Source organism: Mycobacterium branderi (genome assembly GCF_010728725.1).
In the GTDB taxonomy this organism is placed as follows: domain Bacteria; phylum Actinomycetota; class Actinomycetes; order Mycobacteriales; family Mycobacteriaceae; genus Mycobacterium; species Mycobacterium branderi.
In genome coordinates this window covers 4,295,304-4,312,775 of the sequence record NZ_AP022606.1, presented here as the reverse complement: position 1 = coordinate 4,312,775, position 17,472 = coordinate 4,295,304, and the positions used below count along the sequence as shown (strand labels likewise).

Here is a 17,472-nt window from a genome sequence, read left to right as displayed (position 1 = left end):
GTGCCGGCGGCTACGCCTACCCGCCGAACAGCAGATATAGACCGGTGAACGTATAGCCAACCATGACCAGCATCATGGTGAGCTGCCCGGTGAGCTGATGGCCGGCCGGCAGCAGCCGCAACGCTTTGTCGTGGGCCGCGATCACCGCAACGATGTGGCCGGTCACCACGCAGATCACCTTGACCGCAGCCAGCACCGAGGGATGCATCGACAGCACGTAGGCCACGTGTAAATGGGCCAGCCCCAACAAGTTCCAGCCCCGGCCAAGTGGGTCCGCTAGCGCGAAGACAGCCTGCTGGCCGCGCTCCACGAGATAGGACAGGTAGTGGGCGAAGATGTAGCCCACCACGATCGGGATCAGCGAGTGCGCCATCTGGCCGGGCAGCGCGCGTCGCTGGTCACGGTCGACCCCTCCGGTTGCCCTCGCGGCGAGCGAAAATGTCAGCGCCACAACGCAGATGAAGACTACAAGCCCGAGGGTTCGCAACGCCGGTGACGGCACCGTCGGCGCGAGCCGGTCGGCGAAATTGCGCCACGTCGGCGACGCCGAGTAGCTGTCGAACGCCGTCGATCCGAGCAGCACCGCCACCATGGCGACCACGCCGGGCCGAACCGGCAGCGACGGCAGATGGTCGAACGGGTTGCCGATCACGATCTGCCCCGAGACCGTGTTTCGGCGAAACGGCGAAAGCCGCGACACCGCCATGCTGTACACCCCGAACGGGTCGACCCGGGCCAGCCAGCGCTGGCCGCACACCCAGGCGCCGCCCAGCAACACCACGGCATAGATCAGCAGCCACCGCCGGACCCACGGCAGCGAGGCTGGGTTAGGGCTGGCCAATTCCATCCAGACGAACGCGAACAACCCGGCCGCGGCGAGCCGATAACCCCAGCTTTCGGGATAGGACAGCCGCGGTCGGCCGAGCCGTTCCGGCGTGACACGCCGCAGCAGTAGATACAGCGTGCGCACCGGCGAGATCACTCGCCACACCGGACCGAACAGCAGCGAAACCGCCACCAAGCCGACCCACAGCAGCACGTAAAACACCCCGAGCAGCGCGTTGTTGGGGTTTTGTGGCCCCCACAGCCCGGCCATCACCACCCAGGCGGTGAACAGCAGCGCCGCCCCGGCCGCTAACGCCCGCGTCACCCGGGCATCCACCAGCGCGGTGAGCACTTCCGGCAACGGGTGTCCGGGCTTGTCCGGATCGAATCTTGGTTTGCGCCAGGCGAATGCGACCAACGCGAAGGTGAACGTCAACGCCCAGGCGGCGCCGACCATCGCATAGGCGTAGGGGACCGGCAGGTCGCTCGAGCCGCCGAGGCCGTGCGCCAGGACCGAGGACGTCACGGCCGAACTTGGATGGTCGCGATCGTCCGGTCCAGGTGATGTAGCTCCACGTCGACGTTGCCGGGGACGTCGACGCTGAACTGGAACGTCTGGTTGGGCGAGGCCGCAACCTGGAACTCGTGGTCCGGCACCGAGTGCACGTGCAACTCGTCGGCGGAGTCGCTGGTGACCCGGAACGTGATCGGCTGGTGGACCTTGGCCTGCAGTGTGGCGTTAGCCGGGGTGACCTGGCCGTGGGCGATCGTGACGTCGACGACGAGGGCGTTCGTCGAGGCGCCCTTGTCCGGAGAACCGCCGCAGCCGACGAGACCGCAGGTCAGCACCGCTGCAGCCGCGATCAGCGTGCAACGAACCATTACGCGGCTTGCGGTGGGGAGCGGTCGGCTGCCGCTTCTTCGGGATGGGTGGGGGCGGTGTCGGCAGCGTTGATGCGCCCCGCACCCCAGGTCAGCGCCGAGATGACCATCAGGGTGAAGATCAGCACGACGATGCCGCCGGCGGTGAACAGCCACGCCGGTACGTTGGGGTCGCGTTCGCGCTGCAGGATCGACACCTCGAGCACGAATGGCCGCGTACTGGATGCCAGCGCCGGAATTTCCGGTGCGGGGATGGCGTCGTCGGCCGGGGCGTAGATCGGCACCGCGGTCATGGTGTAGCCGTCCTGCACGCGCAGCAGGGTTTTCCAGCTGCCCCACACCGGGACGGGCTCGGTGGTGGTGTAGTGCCCGGGCCCGACTTTGTCGAGCCGGTCGATGTACAGGCCGCGGTGGTGTTGCATGCGCCCCTGCCAGGACAGGATCGTCAGCCAATCCGGGTGGTCGCTGACGAGGGTGGGCGGATTGATCTGCACGTCGGCGGCCACCATGCGTTGTCCGGGCGGGCTGGGCACATCGGTCAACGTGATGGTGGCCGTGTCGTGTTTGGGCACCCGGATATGCAGCCCGTTGGCCACCGCACCGCCGATCACCAGCACGGTCAGCGCCACCACCGCGATGCCGATTCCACGCCCGGGCAGGCGTTGGCCGGTCAGCACCATGCCCAACATGGCTCCGCAGATTCCCGTCAGCACCGTCGCCGGCAACGCCATCGCCAGGGCTTGGCCCCACAGGCTGACCGGCCACGGGTAGTGGTAGACCGCGCCGATCCACAGGGACTCCAGCCACAGCCCGATGGTGGCCACCAGCGCACCGCCGACGGCGCCGAACAGCATCGGGCGGCGCAGAAGCGGGGTGAGGGCGAGCAATTCGACTATCACTGCCGGACCCAGATACAGCGGGAACCAGTTGATCGGCGCACCCAGAATCGGGCCGACCAGCAGCGCCACCGTACCGCGCAGCGCAATGGCGAACAGCGCCGCGATGATCGCCGCGCCCCGGCCCATCGTCAACCGCGCGGCCACGGTACCGACCGCTGCCGCCGCCGCGATCAGCATCGGCTGAAACACCAGCCGGAATTGCGGCACACCGAAGTCGAACTCGATCTGCCACACCGACATCCCGATCAACAACCCGCCGAAGGACAAATACCGCAGCAAGTTGATCAGCGGGCGCTCATCTCGCGCGTAGGTACCTTCGGCCGGCGTGTCCGGCAACGCCCGTCCGCCTTCGTACTCCAGCATCAACACCGCGAACAGGGAGAACCCGGCGCCGCCGATCATCATCAGATGCGTTGGGCCCCACAGTGTTACGTCTTGGCCGAAGATGCGATGCCAGATGTCGTCGAGCGGGAAACCGATAAGCGCATACAGCCCGCAGCCGGCCATCAGCACCCCGCCGACCGGCGCATACCAGTCGCGGGTGATGCGCACCGCTGCCGGACCGGGTTTGTCGAACGGCAGGACCACGGCGATCGCGCCGGCCAAGAAGATGCCGAACAGGCCGATCACGATGAAGTAGTGCGCGGGGTTGGCCAGCGGGCCGGGGTCGCGGCCGTTGCCGATATGCCAGCTGACATCCCAGATGAACCCGAACAACGCACAGATGATCGATGTGGTGAACACCAACACCGGCAACGCCACCCACGACGGCCGGTTGAACTTGTCGGCCAACCGGTCCGAGACCCGGGTCAGCCAACTGATCCGATGCGTGCGATGCGCATAGCCCACCCACAGCATGAGCAGGGCGATTACCGCTGCGGCGATCGACAGGCCGATCACCTGGCCCAGCCCGGCACCACGCGCCGGGGGCTCCGCAACAACCGACAGTCCCACAGTTATCCCCTCCCAGCCGGGAGACGCGAGCGTCAACTTACTTCACAGTAGGTTGCCGATCGGGGACGAGTTGAAACTTCGCCTGAATTCGTTGCGGAACTGTCAATCCCGCTTATCACCGACCGGCGTGTGCTCGCCCTGGGCGGCGCTACGCCGGTCCCGCACTGCGACGTAGAAGACGACTGCGGCGACGATCACAGCCGGCAAGAACGCCGGCAGCGCCAGTAGTAGATAGTGGTGCGCCACATAGTCGATGTGTGCCGTGCTGAGTGTGGTCATGTCCGCTACCACTCAAGCTACCCCGACACCCGTACCCGGCCTGGCTGACGCGGGCGGGCCGATTGGGCTGCTATGCCGTCGATGAGCAACTGCAGTCCGAAGTGGAATCCGCTGCCGGGGTCGGCGGACGGCTCGATCACCGACTGCCTTTCGGGTATCGCGCCCGCGGCGTCCCACTGCATGCGGGACTGCTCGTCCACGGTGGCGCCCAGCACGTAGTAGACGATCGTGCGGGCCGCCAGCTCCGACTGTTGCGGGGGCAGCCCGGCTTCGGCGGCCGCCGCGGCCAGCGACGTCAAGATGTGAGTAACCGCGCGGGATTGCCCGGCGGCGAAACTCGCCGAGACCAGTTCGGCCCCGTCGGTGTGCGACAGGAGAGCGTCGCGCAGGCGTGCGCAGATCGTGCGCACGCGCAGCGGCCACCCGACTTCGGGCCCCGCGTCGGTGCCGGTCGGCTGCAATACCCGGTCGGCGACGGCCCCGAGCAGCTCTTGTTTGTTCGGGAAATGCCAGTACAGCGCGCCGGGCGTGATTCCCAGCTCGCGCGCGAGCCGGCGCATGGTCAGGTCGGCGATCCCGTATTGGTCCAGGATCGCGGCGGCCGCTTCGACGATGTCCGGTTTGTGCAGTTGCACGCCGTTACCCTAACCTGAACACCGTTCAAGAAGGGAGCACCACGTGACTCAGGCGGCGACTCGGCCCAGCACCGACACGGACAGCACGGACATCCTGGCCGTCGCCCGTCAGCAGGTGCTGGAGCGCGGCGAGGGACTGAACCAGGACCAGGTGCTGGCTGTGCTGCAGCTGCCCGACGACCGGCTCGAGGAACTATTGGCGCTTGCCCACGAGGTGCGGATGGCCTGGTGTGGGCCCGAGGTCGAGGTCGAGGGCATCATCAGCCTCAAAACGGGCGGCTGTCCGGAGGACTGCCACTTCTGTTCGCAGTCGGGGCTGTTCGCCTCGCCCGTGCGCAGCGCCTGGCTCGACATTCCCAGCCTGGTGGAGGCGGCCAAGCAGACCGCCAAGACCGGCGCCACCGAGTTCTGCATCGTGGCCGCGGTGCGCGGGCCCGACGAGCGGTTGCTGGCCCAGGTCGCGGCGGGCATCGAGGCCATCCGCGACGAGGTCGACATCCAGATCGCCTGCTCGCTGGGCATGCTGACCGCCGAGCAGGTGGAGCGGCTCTCGGCGATGGGGGTGCACCGCTACAACCACAACCTGGAGACCGCGCGTTCGTTCTTCCCCAACGTGGTCACTACCCACACCTGGGAGGAGCGCTGGGAGACGTTGTCGATGGTGCGCGACGCCGGGATGGAGGTGTGCTGCGGCGGCATCCTCGGGATGGGCGAAACCCTCGAGCAGCGGGCGGAATTCGCCGCCAACCTAGCCGAGCTGAATCCGGACGAGGTGCCGCTGAATTTCCTGAACCCGCGGCCGGGCACACCGTTCGGTGATCTGGAGGTGCTGCCGGCCAGCGAGGCGCTCAAGGCAGTCGCTGCGTTCCGGCTGGCGTTGCCGCGCACCATGCTTCGCTTCGCCGGTGGCCGGGAGATCACGCTGGGCGACCTGGGGGCAAAACAGGGCATCCTGGGCGGGATCAACGCCGTGATCGTCGGCAACTACCTGACCACGCTGGGCCGCCCGGCCGAGGTGGACCTGGAATTGCTCGACGATCTGCAGATGCCGATCAAGGCGCTCAACGCCAGCCTGTAGAAACACTGGTGTGATGGTCGCCGACCTGCCGGCCCCGATCGGAGCCGCTGTGTACAACGTCTACACCGGCGCGCCGGCGGGCTCGTCGTCGCCGACGGCTGCCCAGTTGGGTCTCGAGCCGCCGCGGTTCTGTGCCGAATGCGGCCGCCGCATGGTGGTGCAGGTCCGCCCGGACGGCTGGTGGGCCAAATGTTCCCGACACGGGCGGGTGGATTCGGCCGATCTGGAGGCGCAGCGATGACCGCGGACACCCCGCGCTTCTCCCGCGGACGGGCGACCATCGCGGTGATCGCGGGCCTGGTCGCCACGGGCGTGCCGGTGGGCGCACTGTGGGCGTGGCTGGCGCCGGCGGTACACGGCGTGGTGGCGCTGACCCGCGACGGCGACCGGGTGCACGACTACCTCGGCAACGAATCCGAGCACTTCTTCGTCGCCGCGTTCCTGATGCTGGGCTTGCTGAATGTGGTTGCCGTGGTGGGGGCGGTTCTCGTGTGGCAGTGGCGCGCCCACCGCGGGCCGGCCGTGGTTGTGGGGATCTGCATCGGTATCGCGGGCGCCGCGTGCGTCGCCGCGGTGGTGGGCGCACTATTGGTGCATTGGCATTACGGCACAGTGGATTTCGATGCGGCACCGGTGACCGAGCAGAACCGGGTGTACTACTTCACCGAGGCGCCGCCGGTCTTCTTCGGTCAGGCGCCGCTGCAGGCTGCCTGCACTCTTCTGCTGCCGGTTGGCACCGCTGCGCTGGTCTACGCGGTCCTGGCGGCGGCAACCGCGCGCGACGATCTCGGCGGGCATCCCACTGTCGAACCGCCTGCGTCCGAGTCGGTCACAGCGGACGTCGGTGCACCGTCCGCCCGGTGATCACCTTTGCCGCGATCACGGCAAGCCGGGCCATGCCGGTGTAGGTCGCTGGGTTGAACATGGTCGGCCATTTGGTCCTGGCCCGACGCGTGCTCAGCGGGCGACCCGCAAACCGGTCCTGAAGCCAGCGCAGCGTCATCGGCGCCGAGAGCGGATGCAGCAGCAGGTGCTCGCAGAACGCGTCGCGGTGATAGGTGACATCGGCGCCGCCGGCCGAATAGGCGTCAGCCAGCTCGTCGATGTCCTCGACGGCGATCAGGTAGTCATGGACCGCCTGGACGATCAGGACCGGCGGAGTCGGCACCGTGGTGCCCAGCTTGATGTTGTCGAAGACGTACTGGACCTCCGGCATCGCCAGGACTTCGTCCAGCGGGCGGTCGAGATAGTCGCCCATGTCTTTGCGGGCCATCCGGATCACCGCGCCCGCGGTCGTCATGGTCTCCAGCTCGCACAGCAGCGCGCGGCCCTCGTCGTTGGTGTGCTGTTTGATCACCCGGTCCAGGTCGGGGTAGAGGTGTGCCAGGGCGGCCACCACCAGCGCGGGCAAACCGGAGAACAAACTGCCGTTGAGCTTGCGGAAGGTACTGCCCAGGTCGCCCACGGGTGAGCCGAGCACCGCGCCGACGACGTCCAGCTCGGGTGCGTAGTCGGCGCACACCTCGGCGGCCCACGCGCTGGCGAGCCCGCCGCCGGAATAGCCCCACAGCCCGACCGGGGTCGACGAGGACAACCCGAGGCGCTCGGAGTTCAACGCTGCCCGGACGCCGTCGAGGATGCAGTAGCCGGGCTGGTACGGGGCGCCCCAGATGCCGTGCGGGCCTTCGTGGTCGGGCACCGAGACCGCCCAGCCTTCGGCGAGGGCAGCGTTGACCAGCAGGAACTCCAGCTGGGCCAGTGCGCCGACGGCCTTTGCGCCGCGCCGCAGCGCGTAGGACGGGAAGCAGCGGGATGCGACGGCATCGATGGCGCACTGGTACGACAGCAGTGGACACGCCTTAGGGTCCGCGTCTGGCGGCACGATCACCGTCGTCACCGTCGCCTCGGGCTGCCCGTTCATGTCCGTCGTGCGGTACAGCAGCTGCGTCGCGGTGACTCGTTGGGGGACCAGGCCCAGGTATGCCAGCTCGACGTCGCGGGACCGCAGCACGGTTCCCGGGACGGCGTGCTCGAAGCCGGGCGGCGGTTGATAGAACGGATCCTCCGACGGCAGGACGGGGCGGGCCTTGCGTTGCAGTTCCTCATGAGGTGGGCGACCGATCCACTCGGCGCCGGTTCTGGTACTCGCGAGGCTGGCAACGTCCATCGGGGCATTGTTACTTAAGAGGGCCCTAAGAATCCAGTCGACTCACCCGGGCGGTCGCAGCGCGGCGAACTCGTCGGTGACCCGCAGCTGCGAGTCGGTGAAGCGGTACAGCGCCGCCGGGCGCCCGCCGCTGCGCCCGGATTGCGCAATGGTGCCGGTCTGGGTGATGACGCGGCGACGGGCCAGCACCCGCTGCAGATTGGTCGCGTCGACCTGGTAGCCGAGTGTGGCGCTGTAGATGTCGCGCAGCGTCGACACAGCGAATTCCCTTGGCGCAAGCGCGAATCCGATGTTGGTGTAGGACATCTTGGCGACCAGCCGGGTCCGGGCATGTGTCACCATCGGGCCGTGGTCGAAGGCCATCGCTGGCAGTGCGGTCACCGGATGCCAGCGCGTGTCGGGCGGTAGCTCGGGGGTGGCGGGGGAGGGCACCAGCCCCAGGAAGGTCGAGGCGATCGTGCGGATGCCGGGCACGCGCGCCGGGTCGGAGAACACAGCGAGCTGCTCGAGGTGAGCGACCTCACGCAGGTCCACCTTCTCGGCCAGCTGCCGCCGAACCGAGGTGGTCATGTCCTCGTCGTGGCGCAGCCGTCCGCCCGGCAGCGACCAGGCGTCGCGGAACGGATCGCGGGCGCGCTGCCACAACAGCACGCTGAGCTGCGGTTTTCCGCTCTCGAGCTCGCGAACCTGGAACACGACGGCGAGCACCTCGTGAGCGGTGCTACCATGAATCACGTTTTCGATTGTAAGTCGAAAACCCTCCGGGGCGAAAGGAACGGCGCTCATGACCGAAGTCCTGAATCGCACGGATGCGCCGGCGGACGATCTGATCGCGCGTATCAGCGACTCATCCACGGGTTACACCGGCGTCGATGGCGACGAGCAGTGGGCGGCGGAAATCCGCCGGCTCGCCGAGTTGCGTGGCGCAACCATCCTGGCGCACAACTACCAGCTGCCCGCGATTCAGGACGTCGCCGACCACGTCGGCGACTCGCTGGCGCTGTCGCGAATCGCCGCCGCCGCGCCCGAGGACACCATCGTGTTCTGCGGCGTGCACTTCATGGCCGAGACCGCCAAAATCCTGAGCCCGGACAAGACCGTGCTGATCCCGGACCAGCGGGCCGGCTGCTCGCTGGCCGACTCGATCACCCCTGCGGACCTGCAGGCCTGGAAGGACGAACACCCCGGCGCCGTCGTGGTCTCCTACGTCAACACCACCGCGGCGGTGAAGGCGCTCACCGATATCTGCTGTACGTCGTCGAACGCCGTCGACGTCGTCGCATCGATTCCCGAGGACCGCGAGGTGTTGTTCTGCCCCGACCAGTTTCTCGGCGCACACGTGCGACGAGTGACCGGTCGCGAAAACCTGCACGTGTGGGCCGGCGAATGCCATGTGCACGCCGGGATCAACGGCGACGAGCTGGCCGAGCAGGCCCGCGCACATCCCGACGCCGAACTGTTCGTCCACCCCGAATGTGGTTGCGCCACTTCGGCTCTGTATCTCGCCGGCGAGGGCGCGTTCCCGGCGGACCGGGTGAAGATCTTGTCCACCGGCGGGATGCTCGACGCCGCCCGTGCCACCCGCGCGCGCGAGGTGCTGGTGGCCACCGAGGTCGGGATGCTCTATCAGCTGCGTAATGCGGCGCCCGGCACCGACTTTCAGGCGGTCAACGATCGGGCGTCGTGCAAGTTCATGAAGATGATCACTCCGGCGGCGCTGCTGCGGTGCCTCGTCGAGGGCGCCGACGAAGTCGACGTCGACCCGGAAACGGCCGCGGCGGCGCGGCGCAGTGTGCAGCGGATGATCGCGATCGGACAGCCGGGCGGCGGCGAATGACGGCGCTCTGGCAGCAGCGGGCCGACGTCGTCGTCGTCGGCACCGGGGTGGCCGGGCTGGCCGCCGCTTTGGCCGTCCATCGGGCCGGGCGCCGGGTTGTGGTGCTGAGCAAGGCCGATCGCAGACCCGGCGTGACGGCCACCCACTACGCGCAGGGCGGCATCGCGGTGGTGCTGCCCGACACCGACGACTCGGTGGACGCGCACGTCGCCGACACGCTGGCCGCCGGGGCGGGCCTGTGCGATCCCGACGCGGTCGCTTCGATCGTCGCTGACGGCTATCGCGCGGTGGCCGAATTGGTCGGCGACGGAGCACGATTCGACGAATCACAGCCCGGTCGATGGGCGCTGACGCGGGAGGGCGGGCACTCGCGGCGGCGGATCGTGCACGCCGGCGGCGACGCCACCGGCGCCGAGGTGCAGCGAGTGCTCGACCACGCGGCGGCCGCGCTGGACATCCGCACCAACCACGTCGCGCTGCGGGTGCTGCACGACGGGGTTGCGGTCACCGGTGTGCTGGCGAGCAATGCCGACGGCCCCGGCGTCATTCATGCGCCGTCGGTGATTCTGGCGACCGGCGGGCTGGGGCATCTCTACAGCGCGACCACCAACCCCGACGGCTCCACCGGTGACGGTATTGCCCTGGCGCTGTGGGCCGGCGTCGCGGTGAGCGACATCGAATTCATCCAGTTCCATCCCACGATGCTGTTCAACGGCCAGGCCGGGGGACGACGCCCGCTGGTGACCGAGGCGCTTCGCGGCGAGGGCGCCGTTCTGGTTGACGCACAAGGCGATTCGGTGACCGCAGGTGTGCACCCGATGGGCGATCTGGCTCCGCGCGACGTCGTCGCGGCTGCCATCGACGCGCGGCTGCGGCTGACCGGCGACCCCTGCGTCTACCTCGATGCCCGCGGCGTCAGCGACTTGGCGACCCGGTTCCCGACGGTCACCGCGGCATGTCGGGATGCCGGAATTGACCCTGTGCGCCAACCGATTCCGGTTGTACCGGGCGCACACTACAGCTGCGGTGGCGTCGTCACCGATGTCGAAGGGCAGACCGATCTGCCCGGGCTGTACGCGGCGGGCGAGGTGGCGCGCACGGGAATGCACGGCGCCAACCGGTTGGCGTCCAACAGCCTGCTGGAAGGGTTGGTGGTCGGGGGCCGTGCCGGAAAGGCCGCAGCCGCGCACGCGGCCGCGGCCGGATATCCGCACGCTACGCTTCCCGCCCTGCTGCCCGCTACGGCCTTGGCGCGCAACGACTTACAGTATCGCATGACCCGCGACGCGTCGGTGGTCCGCGACGCCGAGGGCCTGCGGCTGCTGACCTGCGCGCTCTCGACGGCGCCGGTGCGGAACGTGGCGCGTCGGGCGGACCTCGAAGACGTCGCGCTGACCATGACCGCGCGGGCGGTGGCTGCGGCTGCGCTGGCCCGCGACGAAAGCCGCGGCTGCCATCACCGCGCGGAGTGCCCCGACACCGACCCGGCCCAGGCGCGCAGCATCGTCGTCCGCGCCAGCGAGGACAACACCGTGTCTGTCGAGACACCGGTGCCGGTGTGCTGATGAGGCTTTCCGACGCTGAGCTCACCGAGGCCCGCGCCACGATCGTCCGCGCGCTCGACGAGGACCTGCGCTACGGCCCGGATGTCACGACGTCGGCGACGGTGCCGGCGGGCGCAACCACCACCGCCGCGCTGGTGACCCGGGAACCGGGCGTGATCGCCGGCGTCGACGTCGCGCTGCTGGTGCTCGACGAGGTGCTCGGCGCCGACGGCTACCAGGTGCTCGACCGCGTCGACGACGGCGTGCGGCTGCAACCGGGCGCGCCGCTGCTGACGCTGAAGGCCGACACCCGCGGCCTGCTGACCGCCGAGCGCACCATGCTCAACCTGGTGTGCCACCTGTCCGGCATAGCCACCGCGACCGCTGCGTGGGTCGACGCCGTACACGGCACCAACGCCAAGATCCGTGACACCCGCAAGACGCTGCCGGGCCTGCGCGCGCTGCAGAAGTACGCGGTCCGCGTCGGCGGAGGGGCCAACCACCGGCTCGGCCTGGGCGACGCGGCACTGATCAAGGACAACCACGTCGCGGCGGCAGGCTCGGTGGTGGCGGCGTTGCGAGCGGTGCGCGCCGCGGCACCGGATCTGCCCTGCGAGGTCGAGGTCGACTCCCTCGAACAGCTCGACGACGTGCTGGACGAGAAGGCCGAATTGGTGCTGCTGGACAACTTCCCGGTCTGGCAGACGCAAATTGCCGTGCAGCGCAGGGATTCTCGCGCACCCGAAACCAAGCTGGAATCGTCGGGCGGGCTGTCGCTGGAGAACGCGGCCGCCTACGCCGGTACCGGTGTGGACTACTTGGCGGTCGGTGCGCTCACGCATTCGGTGCGCGTGCTCGACATCGGGTTGGACGTGTGAGCCGACTGCAGCGCGGCGCGCAGCGCCCTGGGCGTCTGGCCGACGTGCTCGCGCACCACACGGGTGAAGTGCGCCTGATCGGCGAAACCGAGCCACGCGGCCACGTCGGCCAGCGAGCCCGCGTCACGCTGCAGAAGCTGCAGAGCTCGGCCGACCCGCACGCGGTTGCGATATCGGGTCAGCGACACGCCCAGCTGCCGGGGAAAGGCTCTGCTCAATCGATAGGGTGACGCGCCGAGCAGCGTCGCGAGCGGAAACAACCCATCTGCGGCGGGATGGTCGTCGTGGATGGCCGCGCGCGCTTGCTCCACCAGACGCGCATCGGCGGGCGCCGGGCCGTCGGTCGTCTGCCGCAGCGCGGCAGCCGTCAACGCCAGGAGTTCCTCGGCGAGCTGGTAGTCGACGTCCTGGCGTGGAGAAGCCAACAGCCGTCGATGCGCGAGTTCCAACCGAGCGTCGACGTAGATCGTCGAGCGGCGCGGCCGCGCGGGCTCACCGACTAACGCGCACCACAACGGCGGGCTCAATTGCACCGAGGTGCAGACATCGCCGCCGTGTGGATGGGCGAATTGGTCGGCTTCTCCAGGCGCACCGAGATATCCGACCGTCGCGTCGAGGTCGGCCGGCCCGTCGGCGCCACGCCGCCGGAACCGGCCCGATCGCACCAACACCAGCCGCCCGTCAACCGGTGACTCCATCGGTGACCAGCCTGCACCGTCGGGCCGGCAGGTCCAGGTGTGCAGGCTGAACTGCGGCCGGGCCACGAGAGTCACCATCGACAGCACGGCGCGAGGTTAACGCGCCGGTCCGACAACAGAACGCAAGAATCTTCAAGACTCGGCGGCTGCGTGGCCAGAGACTGGGCCCATGGCATCGATACACACCCAGATCGACCTCGACGTCGACGCCGACCGGGCCTGGGAGGTGATCGGCGACTGGGCCGACGGCCCGGTTCGCATGGCGCGCGGGCACGTCGTCTCATCGAAGGCCGATGGCGGGCTGCGGGTGGTCACGTTCGCCAGCGGCACCGTGGCCCGGGAGCGTCTGGTCGCGCGCGACGACACCGCGCGCCGGATCGTCTACTCCCTGATTGGCGACACCATGCGGCCAGAGCACGACAACGCCGTCATGCAGATCGTGCCGGACGGCGACGGGCGTTGCCGGTTCGTCTGGTCGCGCGACGTGCTGCCCGACGAACTGGCCGCGCCGCTACAAGCCGCGATGACGAACGCCGCGCCGATCATCAAGCGCACGCTGGAAAGCGACGTCGCGAGTCAGAAGCTAGGGTCGTGATCTAGCGCGGACAACAGCCCTAGCTTCGGTTTCGCGGCCTCCTTAAGCGATGTCGGCGACGAAGACGCCGACTCGGCGGGCCTGCAACCGCGCCGCCCACGGCAAGTGCTCAGCATTGGAGCCGGCGGGCACGATCCGCGGATTGGTGATGTGCACCGTTTTGCGGATGAACCGCACGTCGGCCTCGCCGGCGGCCAGCACGTTCTTGACCCAGTCGGTCTTGCCGTGCCCGAGCACGATCACCAGCACGTTGCCTTTGCGGTAAGCGGTCACGATCGTCTCGTACGGCTTACCCGACTTGCGGCCCCGGTGGGTGATGGTCGCCATGCCCGGCAGATAGCGGGCGAACGGCCTGATGGCGGGGTTGAAGTACTTGACCTGAAAACGTTCCAGCCAGGGCGGGAAGATCATCGGCACGCCCGGCGCACTGTTGGGGCGATCCTGTACGGACATGGGCGTCACTGTACCGGTCCAATAACCATTTGGCCTGCTCTGGGACAATGGTCCGCGTGAACGTGATGGCTCGCATCGACCTGCGCGGCAGCGAGCTGTCGACTGCTCGGCTGCGGGCGGCGCTGAGGCGCGGCGGCGCCGACGTCGACGCGGTGCTGGCGGCGGTGCGGCCCATCGTCGAGGCGGTCGCCGAGCGGGGTGCCGAGGCCGCGCTCGAGTTCGGTGAGGCGTTCGACGGCGTGCGGCCGGCGGCCGTGCGGGTGCCGGCCGCCGAGCTGGACACCGCACTGGCCGCGCTGGACCGCGACGTGCGGGCCGCCCTGGAGGTGGCCATCGAGCGCGCGCGTGCAGTGCACGCCGACCAGCGGCGCGCCGACTCAACGACGGTGCTCGGTCCCGGCGCGACGGTCAGCGAACGCTGGGTTCCCGTCGCGCGGGTCGGCTTGTATGTGCCGGGCGGCAACGCGGTGTACCCGTCGAGCGTGGTGATGAACGTGGTGCCGGCGCAGGTCGCCGGTGTCGAATCGCTGGTGGTGGCCAGCCCGCCGCAGGCCGCGTATGACGGCCTGCCGCACCCGACGATCCTGGCCGCGGCCCGGCTGCTGGGTGTCGAGGAGGTGTGGGCCGTCGGCGGCGCGCAGGCGGTGGCGCTGCTGGCCTACGGCGACGCCGAATTGGACCCGGTCGACATGATCACCGGGCCGGGCAACATCTACGTCACCGCGGCCAAGCGGCTGTGCCGCTCCCGGGTCGGCATCGACGCCGAGGCCGGGCCCACCGAGATCGCCATCCTCGCCGACCACACCGCCGATCCGGCGCACGTCGCCGCCGACTTGATCAGCCAGGCCGAACACGACGAGATGGCCGCCAGCGTGCTGGTAACGCCCAGCCTGTCGCTGGCCGACGCCACTGAGGCCGCGCTGGCTCTTCAGCTGGAGACCACCGTGCACCGTAAGCGGGTGGAGGCCGCGCTGCGCGGACCACAGTCGGCGACCATCCTGGTCGACGACCTCGACGCCGGCGTCCGGGTCGTCAACGCTTACGCCGCAGAACATCTGGAGATCCAGACCGTCGACGCAGCGGCTGTGGCCGCCCGGATCACTTCGGCCGGTGCGATTTTCGTCGGCCCGTTTTCGCCGGTGAGCCTTGGCGACTACTGCGCCGGCTCCAACCACGTCTTGCCGACCGCAGGCTGCGCCCGGCACTCCAGCGGCCTGTCGGTGCAAACGTTCTTGCGCGGCATCCACGTCGTCGACTACACCGAGGCCGCACTCAAAGACGTGTCCGGACATGTGATCACGTTGGCAAAGGCGGAGGATCTGCCCGCACACGGCGAGGCGGTACGGCGGAGGTTCGAGCGATGACCGACCGCATCACGTTGGCCGACCTGCCGCTGCGCGACGACCTGCGCGGGAAATCACCATACGGCGCACCGCAGTTGGCGGTCCCGGTGCGGCTCAACACCAATGAGAACCCGCACCCGCCCACCCAGGCGCTGGTCGACGACGTCGTGCAGTCGGTGCGGGATGTGGCCGGTGACTTGCACCGATATCCCGACCGCGACGCGGTAGCCCTGCGCGCCGACCTGGCCAGGTATTTGACCGCGCAGACCGCTGTCCAGCTCGGCGTCGAAAACCTCTGGGCCGCCAACGGTTCCAACGAAATCCTGCAACAGCTACTGCAGGCGTTCGGCGGCCCCGGCCGCAGCGCGATCGGATTCGTCCCGTCGTATTCGATGCACCCGATCATCGCCGACGGCACCCGCACGGAATGGATCCAGACGGTGCGCGCCGACGACTTCAGCCTCGACGTCAAGTCGGCCGTCGCCGCCGTTACCCAGCGACAGCCCGACGTGGTGTTCGTCGCCAGCCCCAACAACCCGTCCGGACAAAGCGTTTCGTTGCCCGATTTGCGGCGCCTGTTGGATGTGACACCGGGAATTTTGATCCTGGACGAAGCCTACGGCGAGTTCTCGTCGCGGCCCAGCGCCGTGCAACTGGTGCACGAATACCCGACCAAGCTGATCGTCACCCGCACGATGAGCAAGGCGTTCGCGTTCGCCGGCGGCAGGCTGGGCTATCTGATCGCCACGCCCGCGGTGATCGACGCGATGCTGCTCGTGCGGTTGCCCTACCACCTGTCGTCGATCACCCAGGCCGCCGCGCGCGCCGCGCTGCGGCACGCCGACGACACCTTGGGCAGTGTCGCCGCGCTGATCGCCGAACGCGAGCGGGTATCGGCAGCATTGAGCGACATGGGTTTTCGTGTTGTGCCCAGCGACGCCAACTTCGTGCTGTTCGGCCAGTTCGCCGATGCTCCAACGGCCTGGCAGCGCTACCTCGACGCTGGCGTGCTGATCCGCGACGTCGGCATCCCCGGTTACCTGCGGGTGACCACCGGACTGGCCGAGGAGAACGACGCGTTCCTGGCGGCCAGCAAGCAGATCGCCGTCACCGAATTGGCCCAGTCTCTAGGAGCGTCATGAGTCGTCACGCGCGCGTGGAGCGCAGCACCAAGGAATGCGACATCGTGGTCGAGCTCGACCTCGACGGCACCGGGCAGGTCGAAATCGACACCGGCATCCCGTTCTACGACCACATGCTGACCGCCCTCGGCAGCCACGCGAGCTTCGATCTGAGCGTGCGCGCCAAGGGCGATGTCGAGATCGAAGCGCACCACACGATCGAGGACACCGCGATCGTGCTCGGGCAGGCGCTGGGCCAGGCTCTGGGCGACAAGAAGGGCATCCGGCGGTTCGGGGACGCCTTCATCCCGATGGACGAGGCTTTGGCGCACGCGATCGTCGACGTGTCCGGCCGGCCCTACTGCGTACACACGGGCGAGCCAGATCATCTGCGGCACTTCACTATTGCCGGCAACACGGTGCCATATCACACCGTCGTCAACCGGCACGTCTTCGAAACGCTGGCGAACAACGCCCGCATCGCGTTACACGTGCGGGTGCTATACGGCCGCGACCCGCACCACATCACCGAGGCCGAATACAAGGCCGTCGCACGCGCGTTGCGCCAGGCCGTCGAACTCGACGCCCGGGTATCGGGGGTGCCGTCCACCAAAGGCGCCCTGTGAAATCGGTTGTGGTCCTTGACTATGGCTCGGGCAACCTGCGATCGGCGCAGCGTGCCCTTGAGCGAGTCGGTGCCGCAGTAGAGGTCACGAGCGATCTGGGCGCCGCCGCGACGGCCGACGGCTTGGTCGTCCCCGGCGTGGGTGCGTTCGAGGCATGCATGTCCGGATTGCGGGGAATTGGCGGCGATCGGGTGATCGCCGACCGCGTCGCCGCCGGCCGGCCGGTGCTGGGTGTTTGTGTGGGGATGCAGATCCTGTTCGCTCGCGGCGTGGAATTCGGGGTGGAGTCGGCGGGCTGCGGGCAATGGCCGGGGGCCGTCACCCGTCTGGATGCGCCGGTGATCCCGCACATGGGCTGGAACGTGGTAACCGCCGCGCCCGGTACGGCGCTGTTCAAGGGGCTGAGTGCCGACGCCCGTTTTTATTTCGTGCACTCCTATGCCGCACAGCAGTGGGAAGGCGGGTCCGATGCGCTGCTGACGTGGGCCACCCATCAGGTGCCGTTTTTGGCCGCTGTGGAGGACGGAGCCCTGGCCGCCACCCAATTCCACCCGGAGAAGAGCGGGGACGCCGGGGCGGCCGTCTTGAGCAATTGGGTTGAGGGGCTATGAGGAGTTCCGCGAAAGTGCATTCCACTACACAAACGCCGAGTGCCGGT

Annotated in this window: 20 protein-coding genes; 11 read left to right on the top strand and 9 right to left on the bottom strand. The window is 68.7% G+C overall.

Features of this window, described 5'->3' with window-relative positions; translation table 11 throughout:
• Positions 1–16 precede the first annotated feature (16 nt).
• The 5 genes from G6N47_RS20810 to G6N47_RS20795 form a co-directional block, all read right to left on the bottom strand.
• Positions 17–1,351 (bottom strand): hypothetical protein, encoded by a 1,335-nt coding sequence (locus G6N47_RS20810; RefSeq protein ID WP_083132896.1) that lies wholly within the window; start codon positions 1,349–1,351, stop codon positions 17–19.
• Positions 1,348–1,707 (bottom strand): cupredoxin domain-containing protein, encoded by a 360-nt coding sequence (locus G6N47_RS20805; protein WP_083132895.1) that lies wholly within the window; start codon positions 1,705–1,707, stop codon positions 1,348–1,350. The genes G6N47_RS20810 and G6N47_RS20805 overlap by 4 nt, the downstream gene beginning before the upstream one ends.
• A complete protein-coding gene (locus tag G6N47_RS20800) occupies positions 1,707–3,515 on the bottom strand; it encodes a hypothetical protein (protein ID WP_083132946.1) in 1,809 nt (602 codons plus the stop codon). The genes G6N47_RS20805 and G6N47_RS20800 overlap by 1 nt, the downstream gene beginning before the upstream one ends.
• A 147-nt stretch (positions 3,516–3,662) precedes the next feature.
• On the bottom strand, positions 3,663–3,839 hold the full coding sequence (locus G6N47_RS29225) for a hypothetical protein (protein WP_169717271.1): 177 nt from the start codon (positions 3,837–3,839) through the stop codon (positions 3,663–3,665).
• A 17-nt stretch (positions 3,840–3,856) separates the two neighbouring features.
• Positions 3,857–4,474 carry a TetR family transcriptional regulator gene (locus G6N47_RS20795; RefSeq protein WP_083132894.1) on the bottom strand — a complete coding sequence of 206 codons (618 nt, stop codon included), beginning with the start codon at positions 4,472–4,474 and terminating at the stop codon, positions 3,857–3,859.
• Between the two features lie 43 nt (positions 4,475–4,517).
• Here G6N47_RS20795 and bioB point away from each other — a divergent pair, with 43 nt between their 5' ends.
• From bioB to G6N47_RS20780, 3 genes are read left to right on the top strand one after another with little or no spacing between them, the layout of a single operon-like run.
• Complete coding sequence (gene bioB / locus G6N47_RS20790) at positions 4,518–5,552, top strand: biotin synthase BioB (protein WP_083132893.1); 1,035 nt, start codon at positions 4,518–4,520, stop codon at positions 5,550–5,552.
• 13 nt (positions 5,553–5,565) lie between these two features.
• Positions 5,566–5,793: a biotin synthase auxiliary protein BsaP gene (gene bsaP / locus G6N47_RS20785; RefSeq protein ID WP_083132945.1), complete on the top strand. Its 228-nt coding sequence runs from the start codon at positions 5,566–5,568 to the stop codon at positions 5,791–5,793.
• The gene (locus G6N47_RS20780; RefSeq protein ID WP_179966403.1) at positions 5,790–6,416 is read left to right on the top strand and encodes a DUF2567 domain-containing protein; all 627 of its coding nucleotides are present in this window, start codon (positions 5,790–5,792) and stop codon (positions 6,414–6,416) included. The genes bsaP and G6N47_RS20780 overlap by 4 nt, the downstream gene beginning before the upstream one ends.
• Here G6N47_RS20780 and G6N47_RS20775 read toward each other — a convergent pair.
• Both G6N47_RS20775 and G6N47_RS20770 read right to left on the bottom strand, forming a co-directional pair.
• Positions 6,382–7,719, bottom strand: a complete 1,338-nt coding sequence (locus G6N47_RS20775; protein WP_083132891.1) for a lipase family protein — start codon at positions 7,717–7,719, stop codon at positions 6,382–6,384. The genes G6N47_RS20780 and G6N47_RS20775 overlap by 35 nt on opposite strands.
• 42 nt (positions 7,720–7,761) lie before the next feature.
• On the bottom strand, positions 7,762–8,454 hold the full coding sequence (locus G6N47_RS20770; RefSeq protein WP_083132944.1) for an NUDIX hydrolase: 693 nt from the start codon (positions 8,452–8,454) through the stop codon (positions 7,762–7,764).
• Positions 8,455–8,503: 49 nt separating this feature from the next.
• On the opposite strand from G6N47_RS20770, the gene nadA reads away from it, so the two are divergent.
• From nadA to nadC, 3 genes are read left to right on the top strand one after another with little or no spacing between them, the layout of a single operon-like run.
• Entirely contained in the window at positions 8,504–9,556 is a 1,053-nt protein-coding gene (nadA, locus tag G6N47_RS20765) for a quinolinate synthase NadA (protein WP_083132890.1), read from the top strand.
• Positions 9,553–11,121: an L-aspartate oxidase gene (locus G6N47_RS20760; protein ID WP_083132889.1), complete on the top strand. Its 1,569-nt coding sequence runs from the start codon at positions 9,553–9,555 to the stop codon at positions 11,119–11,121. The genes nadA and G6N47_RS20760 overlap by 4 nt, the downstream gene beginning before the upstream one ends.
• Complete coding sequence (gene nadC / locus G6N47_RS20755; RefSeq protein WP_083132942.1) at positions 11,121–11,978, top strand: carboxylating nicotinate-nucleotide diphosphorylase; 858 nt, start codon at positions 11,121–11,123, stop codon at positions 11,976–11,978. The genes G6N47_RS20760 and nadC overlap by 1 nt, the downstream gene beginning before the upstream one ends.
• On the opposite strand, the gene G6N47_RS20750 is transcribed toward nadC, so the two are convergent.
• A complete protein-coding gene (locus G6N47_RS20750; protein ID WP_083132943.1) occupies positions 11,915–12,754 on the bottom strand; it encodes a helix-turn-helix domain-containing protein in 840 nt (279 codons plus the stop codon). The genes nadC and G6N47_RS20750 overlap by 64 nt on opposite strands.
• A 91-nt stretch (positions 12,755–12,845) precedes the next feature.
• Between G6N47_RS20750 and G6N47_RS20745 the strand changes: the two genes are divergently transcribed.
• Positions 12,846–13,271 (top strand): SRPBCC family protein, encoded by a 426-nt coding sequence (locus G6N47_RS20745; RefSeq protein ID WP_083132888.1) that lies wholly within the window; start codon positions 12,846–12,848, stop codon positions 13,269–13,271.
• 42 nt (positions 13,272–13,313) lie between these two features.
• On the opposite strand, the gene G6N47_RS20740 is transcribed toward G6N47_RS20745, so the two are convergent.
• Positions 13,314–13,724 (bottom strand): nitroreductase family deazaflavin-dependent oxidoreductase, encoded by a 411-nt coding sequence (locus G6N47_RS20740; protein WP_083132887.1) that lies wholly within the window; start codon positions 13,722–13,724, stop codon positions 13,314–13,316.
• Between the two features lie 62 nt (positions 13,725–13,786).
• Here G6N47_RS20740 and hisD point away from each other — a divergent pair, with 62 nt between their 5' ends.
• From hisD to hisH, 4 genes are read left to right on the top strand one after another with little or no spacing between them, the layout of a single operon-like run.
• Positions 13,787–15,088, top strand: a complete 1,302-nt coding sequence (hisD, locus tag G6N47_RS20735) for a histidinol dehydrogenase (RefSeq protein ID WP_163659816.1) — start codon at positions 13,787–13,789, stop codon at positions 15,086–15,088.
• Positions 15,085–16,209 carry a histidinol-phosphate transaminase gene (locus G6N47_RS20730; protein WP_083132885.1) on the top strand — a complete coding sequence of 375 codons (1,125 nt, stop codon included), beginning with the start codon at positions 15,085–15,087 and terminating at the stop codon, positions 16,207–16,209. Before hisD ends, G6N47_RS20730 begins: the two co-directional genes overlap by 4 nt.
• Positions 16,206–16,814: an imidazoleglycerol-phosphate dehydratase HisB gene (gene hisB / locus G6N47_RS20725; protein ID WP_083132884.1), complete on the top strand. Its 609-nt coding sequence runs from the start codon at positions 16,206–16,208 to the stop codon at positions 16,812–16,814. Before G6N47_RS20730 ends, hisB begins: the two co-directional genes overlap by 4 nt.
• Entirely contained in the window at positions 16,811–17,425 is a 615-nt protein-coding gene (gene hisH / locus G6N47_RS20720) for an imidazole glycerol phosphate synthase subunit HisH (protein ID WP_083132883.1), read from the top strand. The genes hisB and hisH overlap by 4 nt, the downstream gene beginning before the upstream one ends.
• Positions 17,426–17,472 lie beyond the last annotated feature (47 nt).